Source organism: Hydrogenophaga intermedia (assembly GCF_023715105.1).
Classification (GTDB): Bacteria; Pseudomonadota; Gammaproteobacteria; order Burkholderiales; family Burkholderiaceae_C; genus Hydrogenophaga; species Hydrogenophaga intermedia_A.
The window spans coordinates 89,623-105,593 of the sequence record NZ_JAMBNO010000001.1; the positions used below are offsets into that span (position 1 = coordinate 89,623).

At 69.5% G+C, this 15,971-nt stretch carries 14 protein-coding genes; 3 read left to right on the forward strand and 11 right to left on the reverse strand.

The genetic code is table 11. The features are described from left to right. Positions 1-68 precede the first annotated feature (68 nt). Together M3149_RS00430 and M3149_RS00435 are read right to left on the reverse strand one after the other, a co-directional pair. Positions 69-1,604 (reverse strand): class I adenylate-forming enzyme family protein, encoded by a 1,536-nt coding sequence (locus M3149_RS00430; RefSeq protein ID WP_251707366.1) that lies wholly within the window; start codon positions 1,602-1,604, stop codon positions 69-71. A gap of 25 nt (positions 1,605-1,629) precedes the next feature. Beyond that, complete coding sequence (locus M3149_RS00435) at positions 1,630-2,853, reverse strand: serine hydrolase domain-containing protein (RefSeq protein ID WP_251707367.1); 1,224 nt, start codon at positions 2,851-2,853, stop codon at positions 1,630-1,632. 110 nt (positions 2,854-2,963) lie between these two features. Here M3149_RS00435 and M3149_RS00440 point away from each other — a divergent pair, with 110 nt between their 5' ends. Beyond that, positions 2,964-3,905: a demethoxyubiquinone hydroxylase family protein gene (locus M3149_RS00440; RefSeq protein ID WP_251707368.1), complete on the forward strand. Its 942-nt coding sequence runs from the start codon at positions 2,964-2,966 to the stop codon at positions 3,903-3,905. Between the two features lie 105 nt (positions 3,906-4,010). Continuing rightward, positions 4,011-4,904 carry a c-type cytochrome gene (locus tag M3149_RS00445; protein ID WP_251707369.1) on the forward strand — a complete coding sequence of 298 codons (894 nt, stop codon included), beginning with the start codon at positions 4,011-4,013 and terminating at the stop codon, positions 4,902-4,904. 33 nt (positions 4,905-4,937) lie between these two features. Here the strand turns inward: M3149_RS00445 and M3149_RS00450 are convergent, their stop codons facing one another. Next, positions 4,938-6,467, reverse strand: a complete 1,530-nt coding sequence (locus M3149_RS00450; protein WP_251707370.1) for a winged helix-turn-helix domain-containing tetratricopeptide repeat protein — start codon at positions 6,465-6,467, stop codon at positions 4,938-4,940. 124 nt (positions 6,468-6,591) lie between these two features. Between M3149_RS00450 and M3149_RS00455 the strand changes: the two genes are divergently transcribed. Beyond that, complete coding sequence (locus M3149_RS00455) at positions 6,592-7,116, forward strand: OsmC family protein (protein ID WP_251707371.1); 525 nt, start codon at positions 6,592-6,594, stop codon at positions 7,114-7,116. Between the two features lie 40 nt (positions 7,117-7,156). Here M3149_RS00455 and M3149_RS00460 read toward each other — a convergent pair whose 3' ends face one another. The 8 genes from M3149_RS00460 to M3149_RS00495 are packed head-to-tail and all read right to left on the reverse strand — an operon-like array spanning position 7,157 to position 15,961. Continuing rightward, on the reverse strand, positions 7,157-8,347 hold the full coding sequence (locus M3149_RS00460; protein WP_251707372.1) for a serine hydrolase domain-containing protein: 1,191 nt from the start codon (positions 8,345-8,347) through the stop codon (positions 7,157-7,159). A gap of 1 nt (position 8,348) precedes the next feature. Continuing rightward, positions 8,349-9,371: a methionine synthase gene (locus M3149_RS00465; protein ID WP_251707593.1), complete on the reverse strand. Its 1,023-nt coding sequence runs from the start codon at positions 9,369-9,371 to the stop codon at positions 8,349-8,351. A 54-nt stretch (positions 9,372-9,425) separates the two neighbouring features. Then, on the reverse strand, positions 9,426-10,559 hold the full coding sequence (locus M3149_RS00470) for a serine hydrolase domain-containing protein (protein WP_251707373.1): 1,134 nt from the start codon (positions 10,557-10,559) through the stop codon (positions 9,426-9,428). Then, entirely contained in the window at positions 10,556-12,007 is a 1,452-nt protein-coding gene (locus tag M3149_RS00475) for a VWA domain-containing protein (protein WP_251707374.1), read from the reverse strand. Before M3149_RS00475 ends, M3149_RS00470 begins: the two co-directional genes overlap by 4 nt. Then, positions 12,004-13,368 (reverse strand): AAA family ATPase, encoded by a 1,365-nt coding sequence (locus M3149_RS00480; RefSeq protein ID WP_251707375.1) that lies wholly within the window; start codon positions 13,366-13,368, stop codon positions 12,004-12,006. The genes M3149_RS00475 and M3149_RS00480 overlap by 4 nt, the downstream gene beginning before the upstream one ends. A gap of 3 nt (positions 13,369-13,371) precedes the next feature. Then, positions 13,372-14,556: a beta-ketothiolase BktB gene (gene bktB, locus M3149_RS00485; RefSeq protein ID WP_251707376.1), complete on the reverse strand. Its 1,185-nt coding sequence runs from the start codon at positions 14,554-14,556 to the stop codon at positions 13,372-13,374. 54 nt (positions 14,557-14,610) lie between these two features. Beyond that, a complete protein-coding gene (locus M3149_RS00490) occupies positions 14,611-15,174 on the reverse strand; it encodes a histidine phosphatase family protein (RefSeq protein WP_251707377.1) in 564 nt (187 codons plus the stop codon). A 16-nt stretch (positions 15,175-15,190) separates the two neighbouring features. Then, on the reverse strand, positions 15,191-15,961 hold the full coding sequence (locus tag M3149_RS00495; RefSeq protein WP_251707378.1) for an SDR family NAD(P)-dependent oxidoreductase: 771 nt from the start codon (positions 15,959-15,961) through the stop codon (positions 15,191-15,193). Positions 15,962-15,971: the final 10 nt, after the last annotated feature.

The window sequence follows — 15,971 nt, forward strand, 5'->3', positions numbered from 1 at the left end:
CGGGAAAGTCGCCCGAGTTTGCGGCAATCCCCAGGCGCTGATGGCTGGAATTGCACCGTGGTCACGTCTCAATTGGGGTTTTGGGCGGCCAGCGCGCGCAATTGCGTCTTGAGCACCTTGCCGTAGTTGTTCTTGGGCAGCGTGTCCACGAACACATAGCGTTTGGGGCGCTTGAAGCGCGCGATGTGCGCCAGGCAATGCGCGTCGAGCGCGGCGGCATCGGTGGCTTGCTCGGGCGCGGCCACCACGAAGGCCACCACCACCTCGCCCCACTCGGGGTCGGGCGCGCCCACCACGGCCACCTCGTGCACGCCGGGCGCGGTGAGCAGCACCTCCTCCACCTCGCGCGGGTAGATGTTGGAGCCGCCACTGATGAGTAAATCCTTGCTGCGGTCCTTGAGGGTGAGGAAGCTGTGTGTGTCCAGCGTGCCCATGTCGCCTGTCCAGAGCCAGCCATCGCGCACGGCCGCGGCCGTGGCCTCGGGGTTGCGCCAGTAGCCGGCCATCACAGTGTCGCCGCGCACCAGCACCTCGCCCACCTCGCCGAGCGGCAGATCGGCGCCGTCTGGGCCGGCCACGCGCACCTGCACCGGCGTTTGTGCCACGCCCACCGAGGCCAGGCGCGCCGCGTGATCGGGGTATGTGGTGTCGGCAATGTGCCGGCGGGAGAGGGCAGTGGCCACCATCGGCGTCTCGCCCTGGCCATAGATCTGCACGAAGCGCGGGCCCATCACGCGCAGCGCGCGCTGGATGTCGGCCAGGTACATCGGCGCGCCGCCGTAGACGATGGTCTTGAACGCGCGCGCCGCGTCGTCGGGGCCCAGGCCCTGCGCTTCGGCGTGGTCCACCAGCCGCTTGACGATGGTGGGCGCTGCGAAGGTGGACAGCGGCCCGAGCGCCTGGCCGAGCGCGAACAGCTCGGCCGGCTCCACGCCGCCCGAGGCCGGCACCACGTGGCGTGCGCCGGCCATCACATGCGGAATGGCGTAGATGCCGCAGCCATGCGACATCGGCGCGCCATAGACGATGGCGTCGCCCGCGTCCACCGCGTTCACGTCCACGAAGTAGGTGAGCCCCATCGTCATGAGGTTGCGGTGCGTGAGCATCACACCCTTGGGGCGGCCGGTGGTGCCGCTGGTGTAGAACAGCCAGGCCAGGTCGCCGGGCGCGCTGTCGTGCGGCGCCGGGACCGCTTCGCTCAGCGGCGCCAGCAGCGCATCGGCTTCGGCCGATTCAATGTCGATCTGGTGCTGCAACCCGGCCAGCGCGCGCGGCGCCACGTCGCTCGTTACGAAGCCCCAGCGCGCCTGCGCGTTGTCGATGATCCATTCCACCTCGGCCGGGTGCAGCTTGGCGTTCACCGGCACCACCGCCAGCCCGGCCCACCACGCGCCCCACAGGATCTCCAGGTAGCGCGGGTGGTTGCTCATGAACAGCACCACGCGGTCCCCGGGTTGCAGGCCTGCGGCGCGCAGGCGATGCGCCAGGGCGGCGCTGCGCTGTGCCCACTGCGCGTGCGTGGCCCACAGCGTGGTGCCGGAGTAAATGGCCGGGGCATCGGGGCGGGTGAGGGCCTGGCGGGCCAGCAGGTGGGCAAGCGACATGGTGTGTGTAGCAACAAAAAAAACGTCAGGGCCCGGAACGCGCCGTGCGCCCGAGCTCGTGCGCCATGCGCGCGAACAGCGTCAGCCATTCGGCCGGCGGTACGCCCCATTCTCGGCCGTTGCGCGCAATCACCACGCCGTGCGCGGGCGCCACGAAGATGAACTGGCCGTGGTTGCCCTGGGCGTGGAAGGCGTCGCCCCATTGCGCGTCGCGCCGGCCCCACCAGAACAGCCGGTAGTGCAGGCCGGGGCGCAGCGCGCTCAAATCCATCGCGCGCTCGGGGCCGGTGAGGGCTTGCACCGTGTCTTCGCGCAGCACGCGGCAGCCGTCGGCGGCCACGCCCTGCATGCGCATCAGCTCACCGAAGCGCGCGTAGTCCAGCACGCGCGCGTTCACGCCGCTCTCCAGCTTCTCGAAGCCACTGGCTTCGCTGTCCAGGCTCCAACTCGCGCCAGCGGCCATGCCGGCGGGCTGCCACAGGCGCTGCTCCAGGTACTTGGCCACCGGCATGCCGGTGGCGCGCTCCAGCACCAGGCCCATCAGCAGCGGGTGGTAGTTGTTGTAGAGCCAGCCTGGCCCGGGCTCGGCCGCCACCTGCGTGTGCTGCAGGGCCAGCGCGCGCAGGTCGGGCCAGCAGTAGGTCTTGGCGTCGTCGCCGTTGGGCAGGCCGGTCTCGCGGTAGGCAATGCCGGTGCGCATGTCCATCAGGTGGCGCAGCGTGAAGCGCTCGAATCGCGCATCGCGCGCGGCCAGCTCGGGCAGGCGCTTGGTGATGGGTTCGTCGAGGCCGAGCAGGCCATCCTCGGCCGCGGCCGCCACCAGCGTGGAGAGGAACGATTTGGCCACCGAGAACGAGGTGGCGCGCTCCTCGCGCCCATGGCCGTTGTAGTAGCCCTTGAACACCACACGGCCATGCTGCAGCACCACGAAACCGAGCGTTTTGCGCGCGGCCAGCCAGGCATCCATGTTCTCGCCCGGCAGGGCGGCGGCGAACGCGGCGCGCACGCGTTCGGGCGCGGGGGCAGCGGGCAGCTCGCTCGCGCCCGGGCGGGCCGCCACCTCGCGCGCCGGGAAGCGCAGGCGGTCGTCCACGTCCGCGTCCATCCACACGAAGGTGCGCCACACGTAGGGCGCGGGGTAGAGCACCAGCGCTGTGCCCACGGCCAGCACCAGCAGCGCCACCAGCGCGGCCACCAGCCACGCCGCAATGCGCAGGGCCGGTTTCAGGGAGGGGCTGAGGGTGGGCATGGGGTAGGGCCGACGAGCGGGCCGGGCCGCAAGCCGCATTTTGAGCGCGCGCGGTGGGCGCTCAAGACCCCAGGCCGGCGTGCGTGCGGCGCGCTGGCCACAATGCCCGTGTGCACACCACGCCCCAGACCCCCGCCACCGCCTCGACCCCCGCAGCCGCCGCCTTGTGCGTGTACTACGACGGCGGCTGCCCCCTGTGCCGCGCCGAAATCGCCACCTACCAGCGCACCGAAGGCGGTGACGCCGTGCAGTGGGTGGACGCACACGGTTGCGCGCCCGCCGAGCTGGGGCCTGATCTGCAACGCCCCGATGCGCTGGCGCGCCTGCACGTGCGCCGGGCCGACGGCACCTTGCTGCACGGCGCCGCGGCGTTTGCCGAGATCTGGTCCACGCTGCCGCGCTGGCGCTGGTTGTCGCGGCTGGCCCGCCTGCCCGGCGTGCTGCCCGTGCTGGAACTGGGCTACCGCGCCTTCCTGCGCGTGCGGCCCCTGTGGCGCCCCGCGGGCGGCACGGCCAGCGCGTTGCCCCTGCCGCTGTTGCGCGAACTGCGCACCGACCACGCGGGCGAAACCGGCGCCGTCATGATTTACCGCGGCATCCTGGCCGTGACGCGCGACCCCGAATTGCGCGCCTTCGCCCAGCACCACCTCGACACCGAGTCGCGCCACCTCGCCCTCATCGAGCCGGTGGTGCCGCCAGCGTGGCGCAGCCGCCTGCTGCCGCTGTGGCGCGCGTCGGGCTGGCTCACCGGCGTGCTGCCCGCCTGCTTCGGCCCGCGAGCGGTGTACGCCACCATTCAGGCGGTGGAGACCTTTGTGGACCACCACTACGCTGCGCAGCTCGACCTCATCGACACCCTGCAGCGCGAACACCCCAGCCCCGAACTGGCCGCGCTGCGCGCCCTGCTGCAGCAATGCCAGCAAGACGAAGTGGCCCACCGCGACGACGCCGCCGCGCGCTGGAACGGCCGCGCCCGTGGGCCGCTGGCCGTGTGGCGCTGGCTGGTGGGTTCGGGCTCGGCCGCCGCGGTGCGCGTGTGCCGCCACATCTGAAAAATCGCTTAAGCACGCGCCGCTGGTGCGTTCTTGCCCTGCCTGAGGGTTGACGCGCTTTCACGCGCCGGCGTGCAATCACCCCACCCGAAAAGGAGGGGTGAGATGACGACGACAAAGAACCGCACGCGCTGGTGGCGCGTGCTCGCCATTGGCCTGGGCACATTGGTGCTGCTGGCGGCTGCGGCCCTGGCCACTGGCATTTACCTGGCCGAACGCAAACAGCAGCGCCGCGTGGACGTGGCGGTGCAACCCGTGCCCTACAAGACCGACGCCGCCGCGCTGGAACGCGGGCGCTACCTGTACGCATCGCGCGGCTGTGTGGACTGCCATGGCGCCAACGGCGCCGGCCGCACTTTTGTGGACGACGGCGCACTCACCATCGCCGGACCCAACATCACCACCGGCCCCGGTGGCGTGGTGGCCACCTACCAGCCGGTGGACTGGGTGCGCGCCATCCGCCACGGCATCACCCCCCTGGGCCGCGCGCTGATGGTGATGCCCAGCGAGGACTACAACCGTTTCACCGACGACGACCTGGCCGCCCTGGTGGCCCACGTGCGCGCACTGCCCCCGCAAAGCGGGCAAGGCGCCGTGGTGAACCTGCCCCTGCCCGTGAAAGCCCTCTACGGCTTCTGCGCCATCAAAGACGCCGCCGCGAAGATCGACCATTCGTTGCCCCCGCAACTGCCCGTGCCCGAAGGCGTGACCGTGGAACACGGCCGCTACGTGGCCAACATGTGCATCGGCTGCCACGGTGCCACGCTGGCCGGCGGCAAGATCCCCGGCGGCCCGCCCGACTGGCCCCCGGCCTCGAAGCTCTCGCCCGGGGAGGGGAGTGTGATGGAGCGTTACCCCGATGCCGATGCGCTGATCGGCATGTTCCGCAGCGGGAAGCGGCCGGATGGGAGCGCGGTGAAGGTGATGCCGTTTGAGTCGCTCAGGGAGATGAGCGAGGTGGATTTGAAGGCCCTCCACCTGTACCTGCGGGGGCTCTAGCTACCCGAAGGGGCATCACCCGCTGAATCCGGGTCACAGACCCTCCCACAAAGGCCCCATTCGCTCGCTCACCCGCCGCCCGTGTGTCCAGGCGATTTCACGCAGTGTCAGGTCGGGATTGGCCTGGCGCGCCAGTGCGAGGGCGACGCTCGCCTCTCTGGTGCTTCCCAGGCGGTCCAGCGTGGCGGCCTCCAGCACGCGAGCGTGGTGAAACCGGGGGTCGCGACGGCTGGAGGCGCGGGCCTCGATCAACGCCTCGTCAAGCCGGTCTGCGCGGAACAGGAATACCCCGAGCGCCCAACCCCAGAAGCCCAGACGCCGATCGCGCGGGCTGATCCTCATCCCGTAGCGCATCTTCTCGATGCCTTCATCGAACTTCTGCGTCATGGCCAGCGACGCGCCGAGCGCGACGTGAGCCTGCGCGTTGCTGGGATCGATATCAAGGGCGCGGTGCAGGATGTCCACGCCACGTTCGTGCTGCCCCAGGTCACACAAAGCGCAGCCCGCGTAACCCAGCACTTCGGAACTGCCGTCATCGAGCCCGATGGCGCGATCCGCAGCGCTCAGCGCGTCGTTGACCAGTTCGGTGGAGTCGGGCAACAGCGCGATGTTGCGGGACAGGGCGGTCAGCAAGGCATAGTGGGCGTGCCCGAGCCCGAAGCCGGGATCCACCGTCACGCTCTGGCGCAGACGAGAACGCGCCTCGGCCATCGCCTCGCTGCCCCAGCCGTGCATGGCGATCGAGCCGATGGCCTGGTGGTAGTGGGACCACACGTCCTGGTTGCCTGTGCGCTGGCGGCGGATGCGCGCTATCTCCGCGCGTGTGAGTTCGGGCTCCAACTCCGAGATGATCCCGCGTGCAATGTCTTCCTGCAGGTCGATCGCCGTGTCGCGGCGGCTGTCGAAACGGCCGCTCCACAGCACATGCCCGGACGCAGCGTCACTCAAATGCGTCGAGACGCGCAGCCCGTCGCTCAGCAGGCGCACGCTGCCTTCGACGACAAAGCGCACGCCCAGCTGTTGGGCGATGTCGCGTACCGTGGCGTCGAGACCCCGAAACGCGAACGACGAGGCGCGCGAAATCATCTGAAAGCCCGGGACCCGTGCCAGCAAGGCAATGACGTCTTCGGCCAGACCGTCCGCCAGGAAGTGCAACTGGGGATCGTCGGACAGGACAGCGAATGGCAGCACCGCGATGGTCGATGGTGCGGTTGCGGTCGAGGTCGGCGCGCTCAGCGACCGGTCCCCCGCGCCGGGAGTGCCAATCACCTCCACGTTCAGAGTGAATCGGTAGCCCCGCCCCGATGCCGTCGCGATCGAACGCGGTCCGAGCAGCTTGCGCAAGGTCGAGACCTGCACGGACAGGTTGTTTTCTTCCACCACGAGGCCCGGCCAGACGATGCCCAGCACCTCCTCGCGGGGAACCACGCGGTCGCGGTGGCTCAGCAGGCACAGCAACAGATCGAAGGCGCGCGCGCCCAGGGGCGCCGCCACGCCGTCGATGAGCAGCAACCGCTCGGCTGGTCTGACTTCAAAGCGATCGAACAGGTAGCGCTCGGGCATGGCCGTGTCTCAAGTGGTCCTGGGCGTCGACCGGCATCTTTAGCGAATTCTTCAGAAATTTAAAGGCTTCACCGTACAGGCGCCGGATACGGTGACGGCTCCCAACCACCCGAGGAGTCCGGACATGAGCAGTAGCGTCATCGAAGCCCAAACCCCCCTGCGTGCCCGATACAAGGCATCACCCCCGTCCGCGACCGTCACCAGCCAGGCGTTCACCGGCGGGTTCGATCTCACGGACCCTTTCCGCTCACAGGTGCGCCCGATGGGTGCCGACGCCGAGGCGATGGTGTTCGGTGTGCATCGGTCGGTGGGCAGCCCCCACGCGCTGCCTTGCCCGGGCGATCTGATGTGCGCCGCGCTGGCTGCCTGTCAGGATGCTTCGATCCGGATGGTGGCCGACGCGATGGGCATCACCCTGCGGCGCCTGGAGGTCCACGTCCAGGGCACGCTGGATGTGCGTGGCGCTCTGGGCATGCAGCGCGACGTACCGGTGGGCTTCCAGTCCCTGGTTTGCGACATCCACCTGGAGGCCGCGGATGGCACGCCTGCGGATCAACTGGAAAAGCTGCGCCTGGCCGCAGAGCGCTGTTGCGTGGTGGCGCAGACCTTGCAATCACCGCCCCTCATCCAGACCCGGTTTCACGTCTAAAGGCAGGTGTGCGCGGGTCGGGTACGCCGCGCCCAACCTCTCACCCCACCACCGCCCCATACACCACCCCCCGCATCTTCATCCTGTAGTGAATCCTTTGATTCGGCGCCTGCGCCATGAAGATCGCGAACAGGTCGAGTTCGGGGTCGACGAAGAAGTGGGTGCCGCCGATGCCGCTCCAGTGGTACGTGCCCACCGAGCCGTGCACGTTGGCTTCGCCCAGTGCGGTGCGCACCGCAAAGCCCAGGCCGAAGCCGTGGCCCGGGGGCAGCAGTGGGTTGTCGGCGTGGGGCACGGTGCTGCCCAGGTGGTCGGCGGTCATGAAGGCCAGGGTGTGCGGTGACAGGATGCGCGCGCCACCGAGTTCGCCGCCGTTCAGCAGGCACTGCAGGAAGCGCGCGTAGTCGTGCGCGGTGGACATGAGGCCGCCGCCGCCCATCTCCAGCTTGGGCACTTCGCGTGGGTCGTGCATGGGCATCTGCACGCCGCCGTCGGGGTCGTGCTTGAAGGCTTCGGCAATGCGGTGGTGCTGGGCGGGTGGCACGTGGAAGGCGGTGTCGTGCATGCCCAGGGGTTGCAGGATGGTTTCGCGCAGGTGTTCGGCCAGGCCCTGGCCGGTGATGACTTCGATCACGCGGCCCAGCACGTCGGTGGCGCGGCTGTAGGCCCAGGCGCTGCCGGGCTGGTGGGCCAGGGGCAGGGCGGCGATGCGTTCGCACAGCTCGGCGTTGGTCTGCTGGCGGTCGTTCAGGCCGGCGTTGGCGTAGAGCGCGTTCACGTGGCCGTTGCCGGTGAACTCGTAGGTCAGGCCCGCGGTGTGGCGCAGCAGGTCCTGCACGGTGCTGGGGCGCTCGGCCGGCACCAGCTTCACGCCGTGCGGGCCGGGCACAGCCACCTGCTGGTTCATGAAGCCGGGGATGTACTGGCCCACCGGGTCGCTCAGCAGCAGGCGGCCTTGTTCCACCAGCCGCATGGCCGCCACCGAGACGATGGGTTTGGTCATGGAGTAGATGCGGTAGATCGCATCGGCGGGCATGGCCTTGCGGCGCGCCGGGTTCAGGCGGCCCACGGTGGCGTCCAGCACCACATGGCCGCCGCGGGCGATGAGCACGTGCGCGCCGGGCAGGTGGCCGCGGTCCACGTCGTGCTGCAGCATCTGCACGATGTGTTGCGTGCGCTCGGGGCACAGCCCCGCGTCGGCCGGGGCGGCCGTGGGCAAGCCGTGCGCCATGTCAGGCCCCGTAGCGTTGGCGCGCCAGCGCCGCGCCCTTGGCCAGTGCGTCCAGCTTGGCCATGGCCACCTCGCGGCTCATGGGGGCCAGGCCGCAGTTGGTGCAGGCAATGAGCTTGTCCCTGGGCACGTACTGCAGCGCGGTGCCGATGGTGTCGGCCACCTGCTCGGGCGTCTCGATCGTGTCGCTCGCCACGTCGATCACGCCCACCATCACTTCCTTGCCTTTCAGCAAGGCCATCAGCTCGGGCGGCACGTGCGAGTGGAAGCACTCCAGGCTCACCTGGTCGATGCGGCTCCTGGCGAGCGCGGGGAACACCTGTTCGTACTGGCGCCATTCCTCGCCCAGGGTTTCCTTCCACTTCACGTTGGCCTCGATGCCGTAGCCGTAGCAGATGTGCACGGCCGTCTTGCAGGTGAGGCCCTGCGCGGCGCGCTCCAGCGCCTTCACGCCCCAGTCGGCCGCTTCGGCCATGTAGACGTTGAAGGCGGGTTCGTCGAACTGGATAATGTCCACGCCGTCGGCCTGCAGGGCCAGGGCTTCCTGATTCAGCAGCTCGGCAAAGGCCATGGCCATCTTCACCTTGTCGCCATAGAAGCGGTCGGCCACCGTGTCCACAATGGTCATGGGCCCGGGCAGGGTGAACTTGAGCAGCTTCTTCGTGTGGGCGCGCGCCAGTTGCGCCTCGAACGCGTGCACACGGCCCTTGAGCTTCAGCGGCGCCACCACCTGCGGCACCATCGCGTCGTAGCGGTTGTTGCGGATGCCCATCTTCACTTTGTTTTCAAAGTCGATGCCCTCCACATGCTCGACGAAGCCGTGCACGAAGTGCTGGCGCGCCTGCTCGCCGTCGCCGATCACATCCAGCCCAGCGTCCTCCTGCGCCTTGATCCACAGCAGCGTGGCATCGGCCTTGGCTTGCTCCAGTTCCTTGCCTTGCGCTTTCCATTGCGGCCAGAGCTTCTGGGTCTCGGCCAGCCACGCGGGTTTGGGCAGGCTGCCGGCAATGGCGGTGGTGAACAGCATGGGTCTGACTCCTGACAGTTTGTGTATGGTTGGTTGGGATGCTTGTACGAGCTAGCGATTGGACGGCAATGCCGCAATCAGCGGGGGCATGAGTGCGCGCAGCCCCTCGCTGCCAAGGCGCTGATTCGTGGCGTGTTGATAGATCACGATGCCATGCTGACGGTTGAAGAAGAGGTACTGACCACCATGCCCGGCAAAGCAAAAATCAATGGCAGGCCCGCACCTGACCCAGATCTGATAGCCGTATTCGTTGCTTGCGCCAAACGCAGCTATTTGACGGCTGGTGGCTGTCTGGAGGAATCTGCCAAAGCAGGTTTCGGTCTGTTCGATTTGCTCCAATACATACAGTCCGAGCCGAATCCAGTCGTGCGGCGTTGCGCTGAATCCTTGATAGGCGGAAACCTCACCGCGGTTGTTCACGACCCATGCGCCCTTGCTGGCCGCGCCTGAGGTGTGCCACACCTTGCGGGCAAAGTAGGACTCGAAGGTCTCACCGCTCGTGGCCGTCACCAGCATCGCCAGGGCCGTCGTGTCGAGGTTGTTGTATTGAAAGACCGCTCCGGATGGGCGGTACATCTCGTCTTGACGTTTCATCGTATCGATGAAGGCTTCGTGCATCGTACCTTCGAGGATGGCGCGTCCCAGAACACTGTCCGGGTCCCCGAACTTGTGTCCCGTACTGGCGGTGGGGTGCGCCCCACTGCTCATTCGCAGCAGATCGTGGATGCTGGCTCGTCCCCAGGAAGTGCCGGTGGTTTCGGGTACGTACTTTTCAAGTGGGTCTTCGAGCGTCTTGATGCTGCCGTCGCACAGTGCATGTCCGACCGCAAGGGCGGTCAGACTTTTCGACATGGAGAATCCCAATGGAGTGCGCCTTGCGCTCACGCCGAACCCGTACGACTCCGCAAGCAGTCCTTTGGCGTCGGCGATCAAGATCGCCTTTGCCTTGTTTCGACCGATCAGGTCGTCAAAGTCAGGTACCTGGGCCGCATGGGGATGCTTGTCGGGACCGAGAAGCGGCCGGGCTTCGCTGGCAGGCGGTACGCTGACTGTCCTGGCCAGCTGCCTGAACCCGTTTGTAGCCGTATTGGCCCATGACCAATCTTGCGCTGACGCGAGGGACGCGATGAGCGACAGCATCACGACGAACGCGGCGGCACGCTGTATTCGAACGAATCGCTTCATTGCGGTGGCCTTCGGATGGCGTTGGGGAAATACAAGGCGGTGAGGCTCAGGCTGTGCACGGGCGAGAAATCGTCGCCCGCGCGGGTGGCGGTGTCGCCCCAGCGGCGCCAGTCGCGCACCCAGTGCAGGTGGTCGCACACCTCCACCAGGCCCACGGTTTCGCGGTCGCCGATCAACACGCCGTGCACACGCAGGCCCAGGCGGGCCTTGGCGTCGCGCAGTGCGTCCAGGGTGGCGTGGGTGACGCCGAACTCGCCGTCGCTCACGATCAGGATGTCGGCGTCGTGCCAGCCGGTGGTCTGCACGCGCGCAATGGCCTGCTCCAGCGGGGTCTGCACGTCGGTGCCGCCGTCGAAGGCCTGGCCCATGCAGTCCAGCAGGTGTTGCAGGCCGCGGGCGTCGAGCGCCAGTTCGCGCTCGATCACCTCGCCCGCGCCGCCGAAGGCGATGAGGGCGCAAGGCCGCTGGCCCGCGTGGGCGCTGCGCAGCGCTTGCAGCACGCAGGCGCGCGCCACGTTGCCGGGCGCGCCGCGCATGGAGCCTGAGGTGTCCAGGCACACCACCAGCGGGCCGCGGCCCAGCGGCGCGGTGTGCGCTTGCGCAGGGGCGGGCGTTGGCGCGGGGCGTTCGCTGTGTTGCGGCGCGCGGTCGTCGTAGGTTTGCAGTTGCGCCTCGGCAAAGCGCGCGCGCCACAGGCGGCGGCCCACGGGGTGGCGCAGCAGGGCGCTTTCGGCGCCGGTCATCCGCGCCAGCGCGCGCGATCGGTGCACGCCGTCCACCGCGTGCGGTTCGGGGCGGCGTTCCTGCTCTTCGGCCGGGTGGCGCGCGGCGCGTTGTGGCGCGGTGGGGCGCGGCTGCGGTTGCGCGGCGGGCGCGGCCTTGGGCACCGGCGCGCGGCGGCCCACGGCGTCGATGAAGGCGGCCAGGCGCGGCAGGCGCGCCAGCAGCTCGCCGATGCGCTGCGCCTCGGTCCATTCGCGGCGGTTCAGCTGGCCTTGCAGTTCGTCCCAGCGCAGGTGGGCCAGGTCGCCCAGCGATTGCAGCAGCGCGAGCACCTCGTCCCAGCCCTGGCGCTGCACGTCCCAGCTCTGGCGGAACTGCTCGCGCATGCGGGCGATGGCGTCGGCGCGCGCTTCGCCCTCGGCGCGGTCGATCAGGCTGTCCAGGTGCCAGAGCAGGCTTTGCAGCACCTGGCGCGACAAGGCCTCGCTGCCCTGCGTGAGTTGTGTGAGTTCCAGTTCCTGCAGCAGCGGGCGCAGCGCCTGGGTGGCGTCGGCGTCGCCCCAGTCGTCCTGCGCGTCGGGCAGGGCGCCGTCGTGCAGGGCACGCTGCCAGCGCTGCAGTTGCGGCACGCGTTGTGCCGGCGCGCCGGCGCTGCACACCACCGCCCAGCGCCACAACTCACGCGGCAGGGCGTCGAGCAGGTGCCAGGGCGCGGCGGGGTTCACCGTGCTTCCCACGCAATCGGTGCGGGCGCCTCGGCGCGCAGGGCCTCGTCCACCGGCAGGGCAGCAAAGCCATCGCGCGCAGTCTGCAGGCGTTGCAGCCAGCCGGCCACGGCGGCGCAGCGCGCACTGTGCACGGCCTCGATGCGCAAGCGCTGCGAGGGCGGCAGCCAGTCGTGCGCGCGCGCCTGTGTCATGACGTGCGTGGCGATGCGTTGCAGCTCGTCGTGCAGATCAGCCAGTTGCTGCAGCAGTGAACTGCACTGCGCCACGCGCGCGGCGATGTGCACGGGGCTCCAGCGGCGGCCCGCGCGTTCGCTGGTGAGGCGCACCAGCTCGTTGTCGCGCCCTTCGGGCCCCGCGATGGCGCGTGCCAGCGCGAGCTTGCCGGCGCTGTCGTCCTGTTGTTCGCTGGGCGCGCGCTGTTCGATGTCGAGCTGCTGTTCGAAGGCGGTCACGGCGCGCTCCAGGCCGTCGAGTTCGAGCGGCGCGGTGTGGGCCACGCGGTGTTCGAAGAAATCGGTCCAGCCCGGCACGGCGTCGGCGTTGGCCGAGAGCACGTAGGGCAGCAGCCACGCATCCCACGCACTCACGGCGGTGTCGGCGCGGCTCGCGGCCTGCAGGCGCAGCAGCGCCACCAGCTGGCGCCAGCGCCGGTCGGACACGCTTTGCTGCGTGCGTTGTGCGTGTTCGCGCGCGGCCTGCAGCAGTTGCACGATTTCATTGCCCAACGCCACCGCGGGCGCAGCGGCCTGCAGGGCCTGGCGCTCAGGTGCGTCGATCAGCGCGTCGGCCGCGGGCGCGTCCATCTCGCCGGTGGTCTGCAGCAGCGCGGTGAAGTGCGCGTCGTCCACCGGCGCCACCGGCACGCGCAGCAGAAAGCGGTCGTGAAAGGCGAGCAGGCTGTCGTCCTGCGGCGGCTCGTTGCTCGCGCCCACCAGCGTCACCAGCGGCACCGTCACGCGCTGGCGGCCGTTGTCGAACATGCGCTCGTGCAGCAGCCCAAGCAGGGTGTTCAGGATGGCCGAGTTTGCCTTGAACACCTCGTCAAGAAAGGCCACTTCCGCGCCGGGCAGGTAGCCCTCGGTGAGGCGTTCGTAGCGGTCGTGCTCCAGGGCCTGCAGCGAGAGCGGGCCGAACAGTTCCTCGGGCACGGTGAAGCGCGTGAGCAGGCGCTCGAAATAGTGCGCGCCTGGCAGCAGGCGGCGCAGCCGGCGCGCGAGTTCGCTCTTGGCGGTGCCGGGCGGGCCGAGCAGCAGCACGTGTTCACCGGCCAGCGCGGCCAGCAACAGACAGCGGGCCGCCACGTCGCGCTGCAGCAGGCCTTGCTCCAGCGCGGCGAGGGGGGCGGCCCAGCGCGACACGGCTCAGGTTCTTTCGAAGATGGCGGCGATGCCTTGGCCACCGCCGATGCACATGGTGACCAGCGCGTACTTGCCGCCGATGCGCTGCAGCTCGTGCACCGCCTTCACGGTGATGAGCGCGCCGGTGGCGCCGATCGGGTGGCCGAGCGAAATGCCCGAGCCGTTGGGGTTGACCTTGGCCGGGTCGAGGCCGAGGTCGCGCGTCACGGCGCAGGCCTGTGCGGCGAAGGCCTCGTTGGCCTCGATCACGTCGATGTCGCTGATCTTCAGGCCGGTCTTCTTTAGCACGGCCTGTGTGGCCGGCACCGGGCCGATGCCCATGTACTTCGGGTCCACGCCGGCGTGTGCGTAGCCCACCAGGCGCGCCAGGGGCTTGGCGCCGCGCGCCTTCACCTGCTCGCCGCTCATCAGCACCACGGCCGCGGCCGCGTCGTTGATGCCCGAGGCGTTGCCCGCGGTGACGGTGCCGTTCTCCTTCACGAACACCGGCTTGAGCTTGGCCATGTCGTCCAGCGAGGCGTTGGGGCGGAAGTGCTCGTCGATGGCGTAGGCCACCTCGCCTTTGCGGCTCTTGAGCATCACCGGGACGATCTGGTCCTTGAAGTAACCGGCCTCGGTGGCGCGCTGCGCGCGGTTGTGGCTTTCCACGGCGAGCTTGTCCTGCTCGTCACGCGAGATGCCCCACTTGGCCGCGATGTTCTCGGCCGTGACGCCCATGTGGATGGTGTGGAACGGGTCGTGCAGCGCGCCGACCATCATGTCCACCAGCGTGGCGTCGCCCATGCGCGCGCCGAAGCGGGTGTTGAGGCTGGCGTAGGGCGCGCGGCTCATGTTCTCGGCGCCGGCGCCGATGGCGATGTCGGCGTCACCGAGCAGGATGCTTTGCGCGGCCGACACCACGGCCTGCAGGCCCGAGCCGCACAGTCGGTTCACGTTGAAGGCCGGCGTGCCCTGGGCGCAACCGCCGTCGAGCGCGGCCACGCGCGAGAGGTACATGTCGCGCGGCTCGGTGTTGACCACGTGGCCGAACACCACGTGGCCGACGTCGTTGCCGCTGACGTTGGCGCGGGCGAGCGATTCGCGCACCACGAGCGCGCCAAGTGCGGTGGGCGGGGTGTCTTTCAGGCTGCCGCCAAAGGTGCCGATGGCGGTGCGCACGGCGCTGACGACGAAGACTTCACGGGTCATGGGGGGCTCTCCAGGCAGGCGGGTTGAATACCCGGGGATGGTACCCGCCGCCCCTCAGAAGGTCTGTCGCGCGAGCACCTGCAGCCGGTTGCTGTCGGCGTTGGGACGCGTCACGAACACCTCGCCCATGGCGAGGTATTCGCCGGTGAGCGCGGTGATGTTCACCTGGTGCGTGACCAGCATCCAGTTGGTGGGCGCGCGCAGGCCGCGCACGGCGGCCAGCACCTGGCGCGTTTGCGTGTCGCGCTCGCCCTGGCCACCGAAGAACGAGTTGATCGGCGCCCACACCGTGTGGCGGCCGAAGGCGAGCTGCGCCGTGTCCACACAGCGGCACCAGGCGCTGGAGCGCACCTCGTCCAGGCGGATGCCTTCGCGCTGGAAGGCCGCGCCCACGCGGCGCGATTGCTCACGGCCCTCGGCGCTGAGGTTGCGTTGCGTGCTGCACTGCTTGACGTCGAAGTTCGGCGGGTCGCCGATGCCGGGCTCGGTCTGCGCGTGGCGCATCAGCACCACGTTGCCGCCTTCGCGCAGGCGGGCCCAGAAGTCGCTGGTCTGCGCGTGCGCGCCGAACGCGGCGAGCGCAGCCGATGCGGTGATGAAGTCGCGCCTTTGCAGCATGGTCTTCTCCCTGGGGTCAGGCGTCGCGGACGTCGGCGACGGGGTTCGATCCGAAGTCCGACCGATCGAGCCAGGCCAGCACGCGCGCCGCGGCGTCGTCGGGCGAGGTCAGCATGCCCTTCTCGCGCAGGTCCACGAAACGCTGGCGGTCCGGGAAGCCACTGGCCGCGCTGCCGCGCAGGTGCACCTGCATGTCGGTGTCGATGACGCCGGGCGCCAGCGAGACCAGCCTGGCCCCGTTGGGCCGGTTGGCTTCCTCCAGCGCGCAGCAGCGGGTGAAGTGGTCCATGCCGGCCTTGGCCGCGCAGTAGGGCGATTGCGAGGCCATGGCATTGCGGCCCAGACCCGAGGAGATGTTGAGCACCTTGCGCGGGCCCTGCCAGCCGGCCTGCGCCCAGGCACCGGTGGCGGCCAGGAAGGCGGCGGTGAGCTGCATCGGCGCCTCCAGCCCCACGCGCAGCGCGTTCACCAATTGCGCCTCGGGCACCTCGCCCAGCGGCACCACCGCGGGCAGCACGCCGGCGTTGTTGATGAGGGTGGCGCTGGCGAAGTCGGCAGGCTTGAGCGCGGCGAGCCAGTTGGCCAGACGCTCGCGTGCGCCGCTGGTGTCGGCCAGGTCCTGCGACCACTGCACCAGATGCGCGCCGCGCTGCTGCGCCTCGGCCTCGAGCTCGGCGCTGATCTGGCGCGACAGGCACAGCAGCAGGCGGTTGGGGGCGAGCAGTTGGCGGGCCATGGCCAGGCCCATGCCGCGCGAGGCGCCGGTGAGTACGGTGAGGTGTTGCATCGTGGCTTTG

Excerpts from the sequence above, each read along its gene's own strand:
- M3149_RS00430 (WP_251707366.1), bottom strand. The coding sequence starts at position 1,604 with ATGTCGCTTGCCCACCTGCTGGCCCGCCAGGCCCTCACCCGCCCCGAT.
- M3149_RS00435 (WP_251707367.1), bottom strand. The coding sequence starts at position 2,853 with ATGCCCACCCTCAGCCCCTCCCTGAAACCGGCCCTGCGCATTGCGGCG.
- M3149_RS00445 (WP_251707369.1), top strand. The coding sequence starts at position 4,011 with ATGACGACGACAAAGAACCGCACGCGCTGGTGGCGCGTGCTCGCCATT.
- M3149_RS00450 (WP_251707370.1), bottom strand. The coding sequence starts at position 6,467 with ATGCCCGAGCGCTACCTGTTCGATCGCTTTGAAGTCAGACCAGCCGAG.
- M3149_RS00455 (WP_251707371.1), top strand. The coding sequence starts at position 6,592 with ATGAGCAGTAGCGTCATCGAAGCCCAAACCCCCCTGCGTGCCCGATAC.
- M3149_RS00460 (WP_251707372.1), bottom strand. The coding sequence starts at position 8,347 with ATGGCGCACGGCTTGCCCACGGCCGCCCCGGCCGACGCGGGGCTGTGC.
- M3149_RS00470 (WP_251707373.1), bottom strand. The coding sequence starts at position 10,559 with ATGAAGCGATTCGTTCGAATACAGCGTGCCGCCGCGTTCGTCGTGATG.
- bktB (WP_251707376.1), bottom strand. The coding sequence starts at position 14,556 with ATGACCCGTGAAGTCTTCGTCGTCAGCGCCGTGCGCACCGCCATCGGC.
- M3149_RS00490 (WP_251707377.1), bottom strand. The coding sequence starts at position 15,174 with ATGCTGCAAAGGCGCGACTTCATCACCGCATCGGCTGCGCTCGCCGCG.
- M3149_RS00495 (WP_251707378.1), bottom strand. The coding sequence starts at position 15,961 with ATGCAACACCTCACCGTACTCACCGGCGCCTCGCGCGGCATGGGCCTG.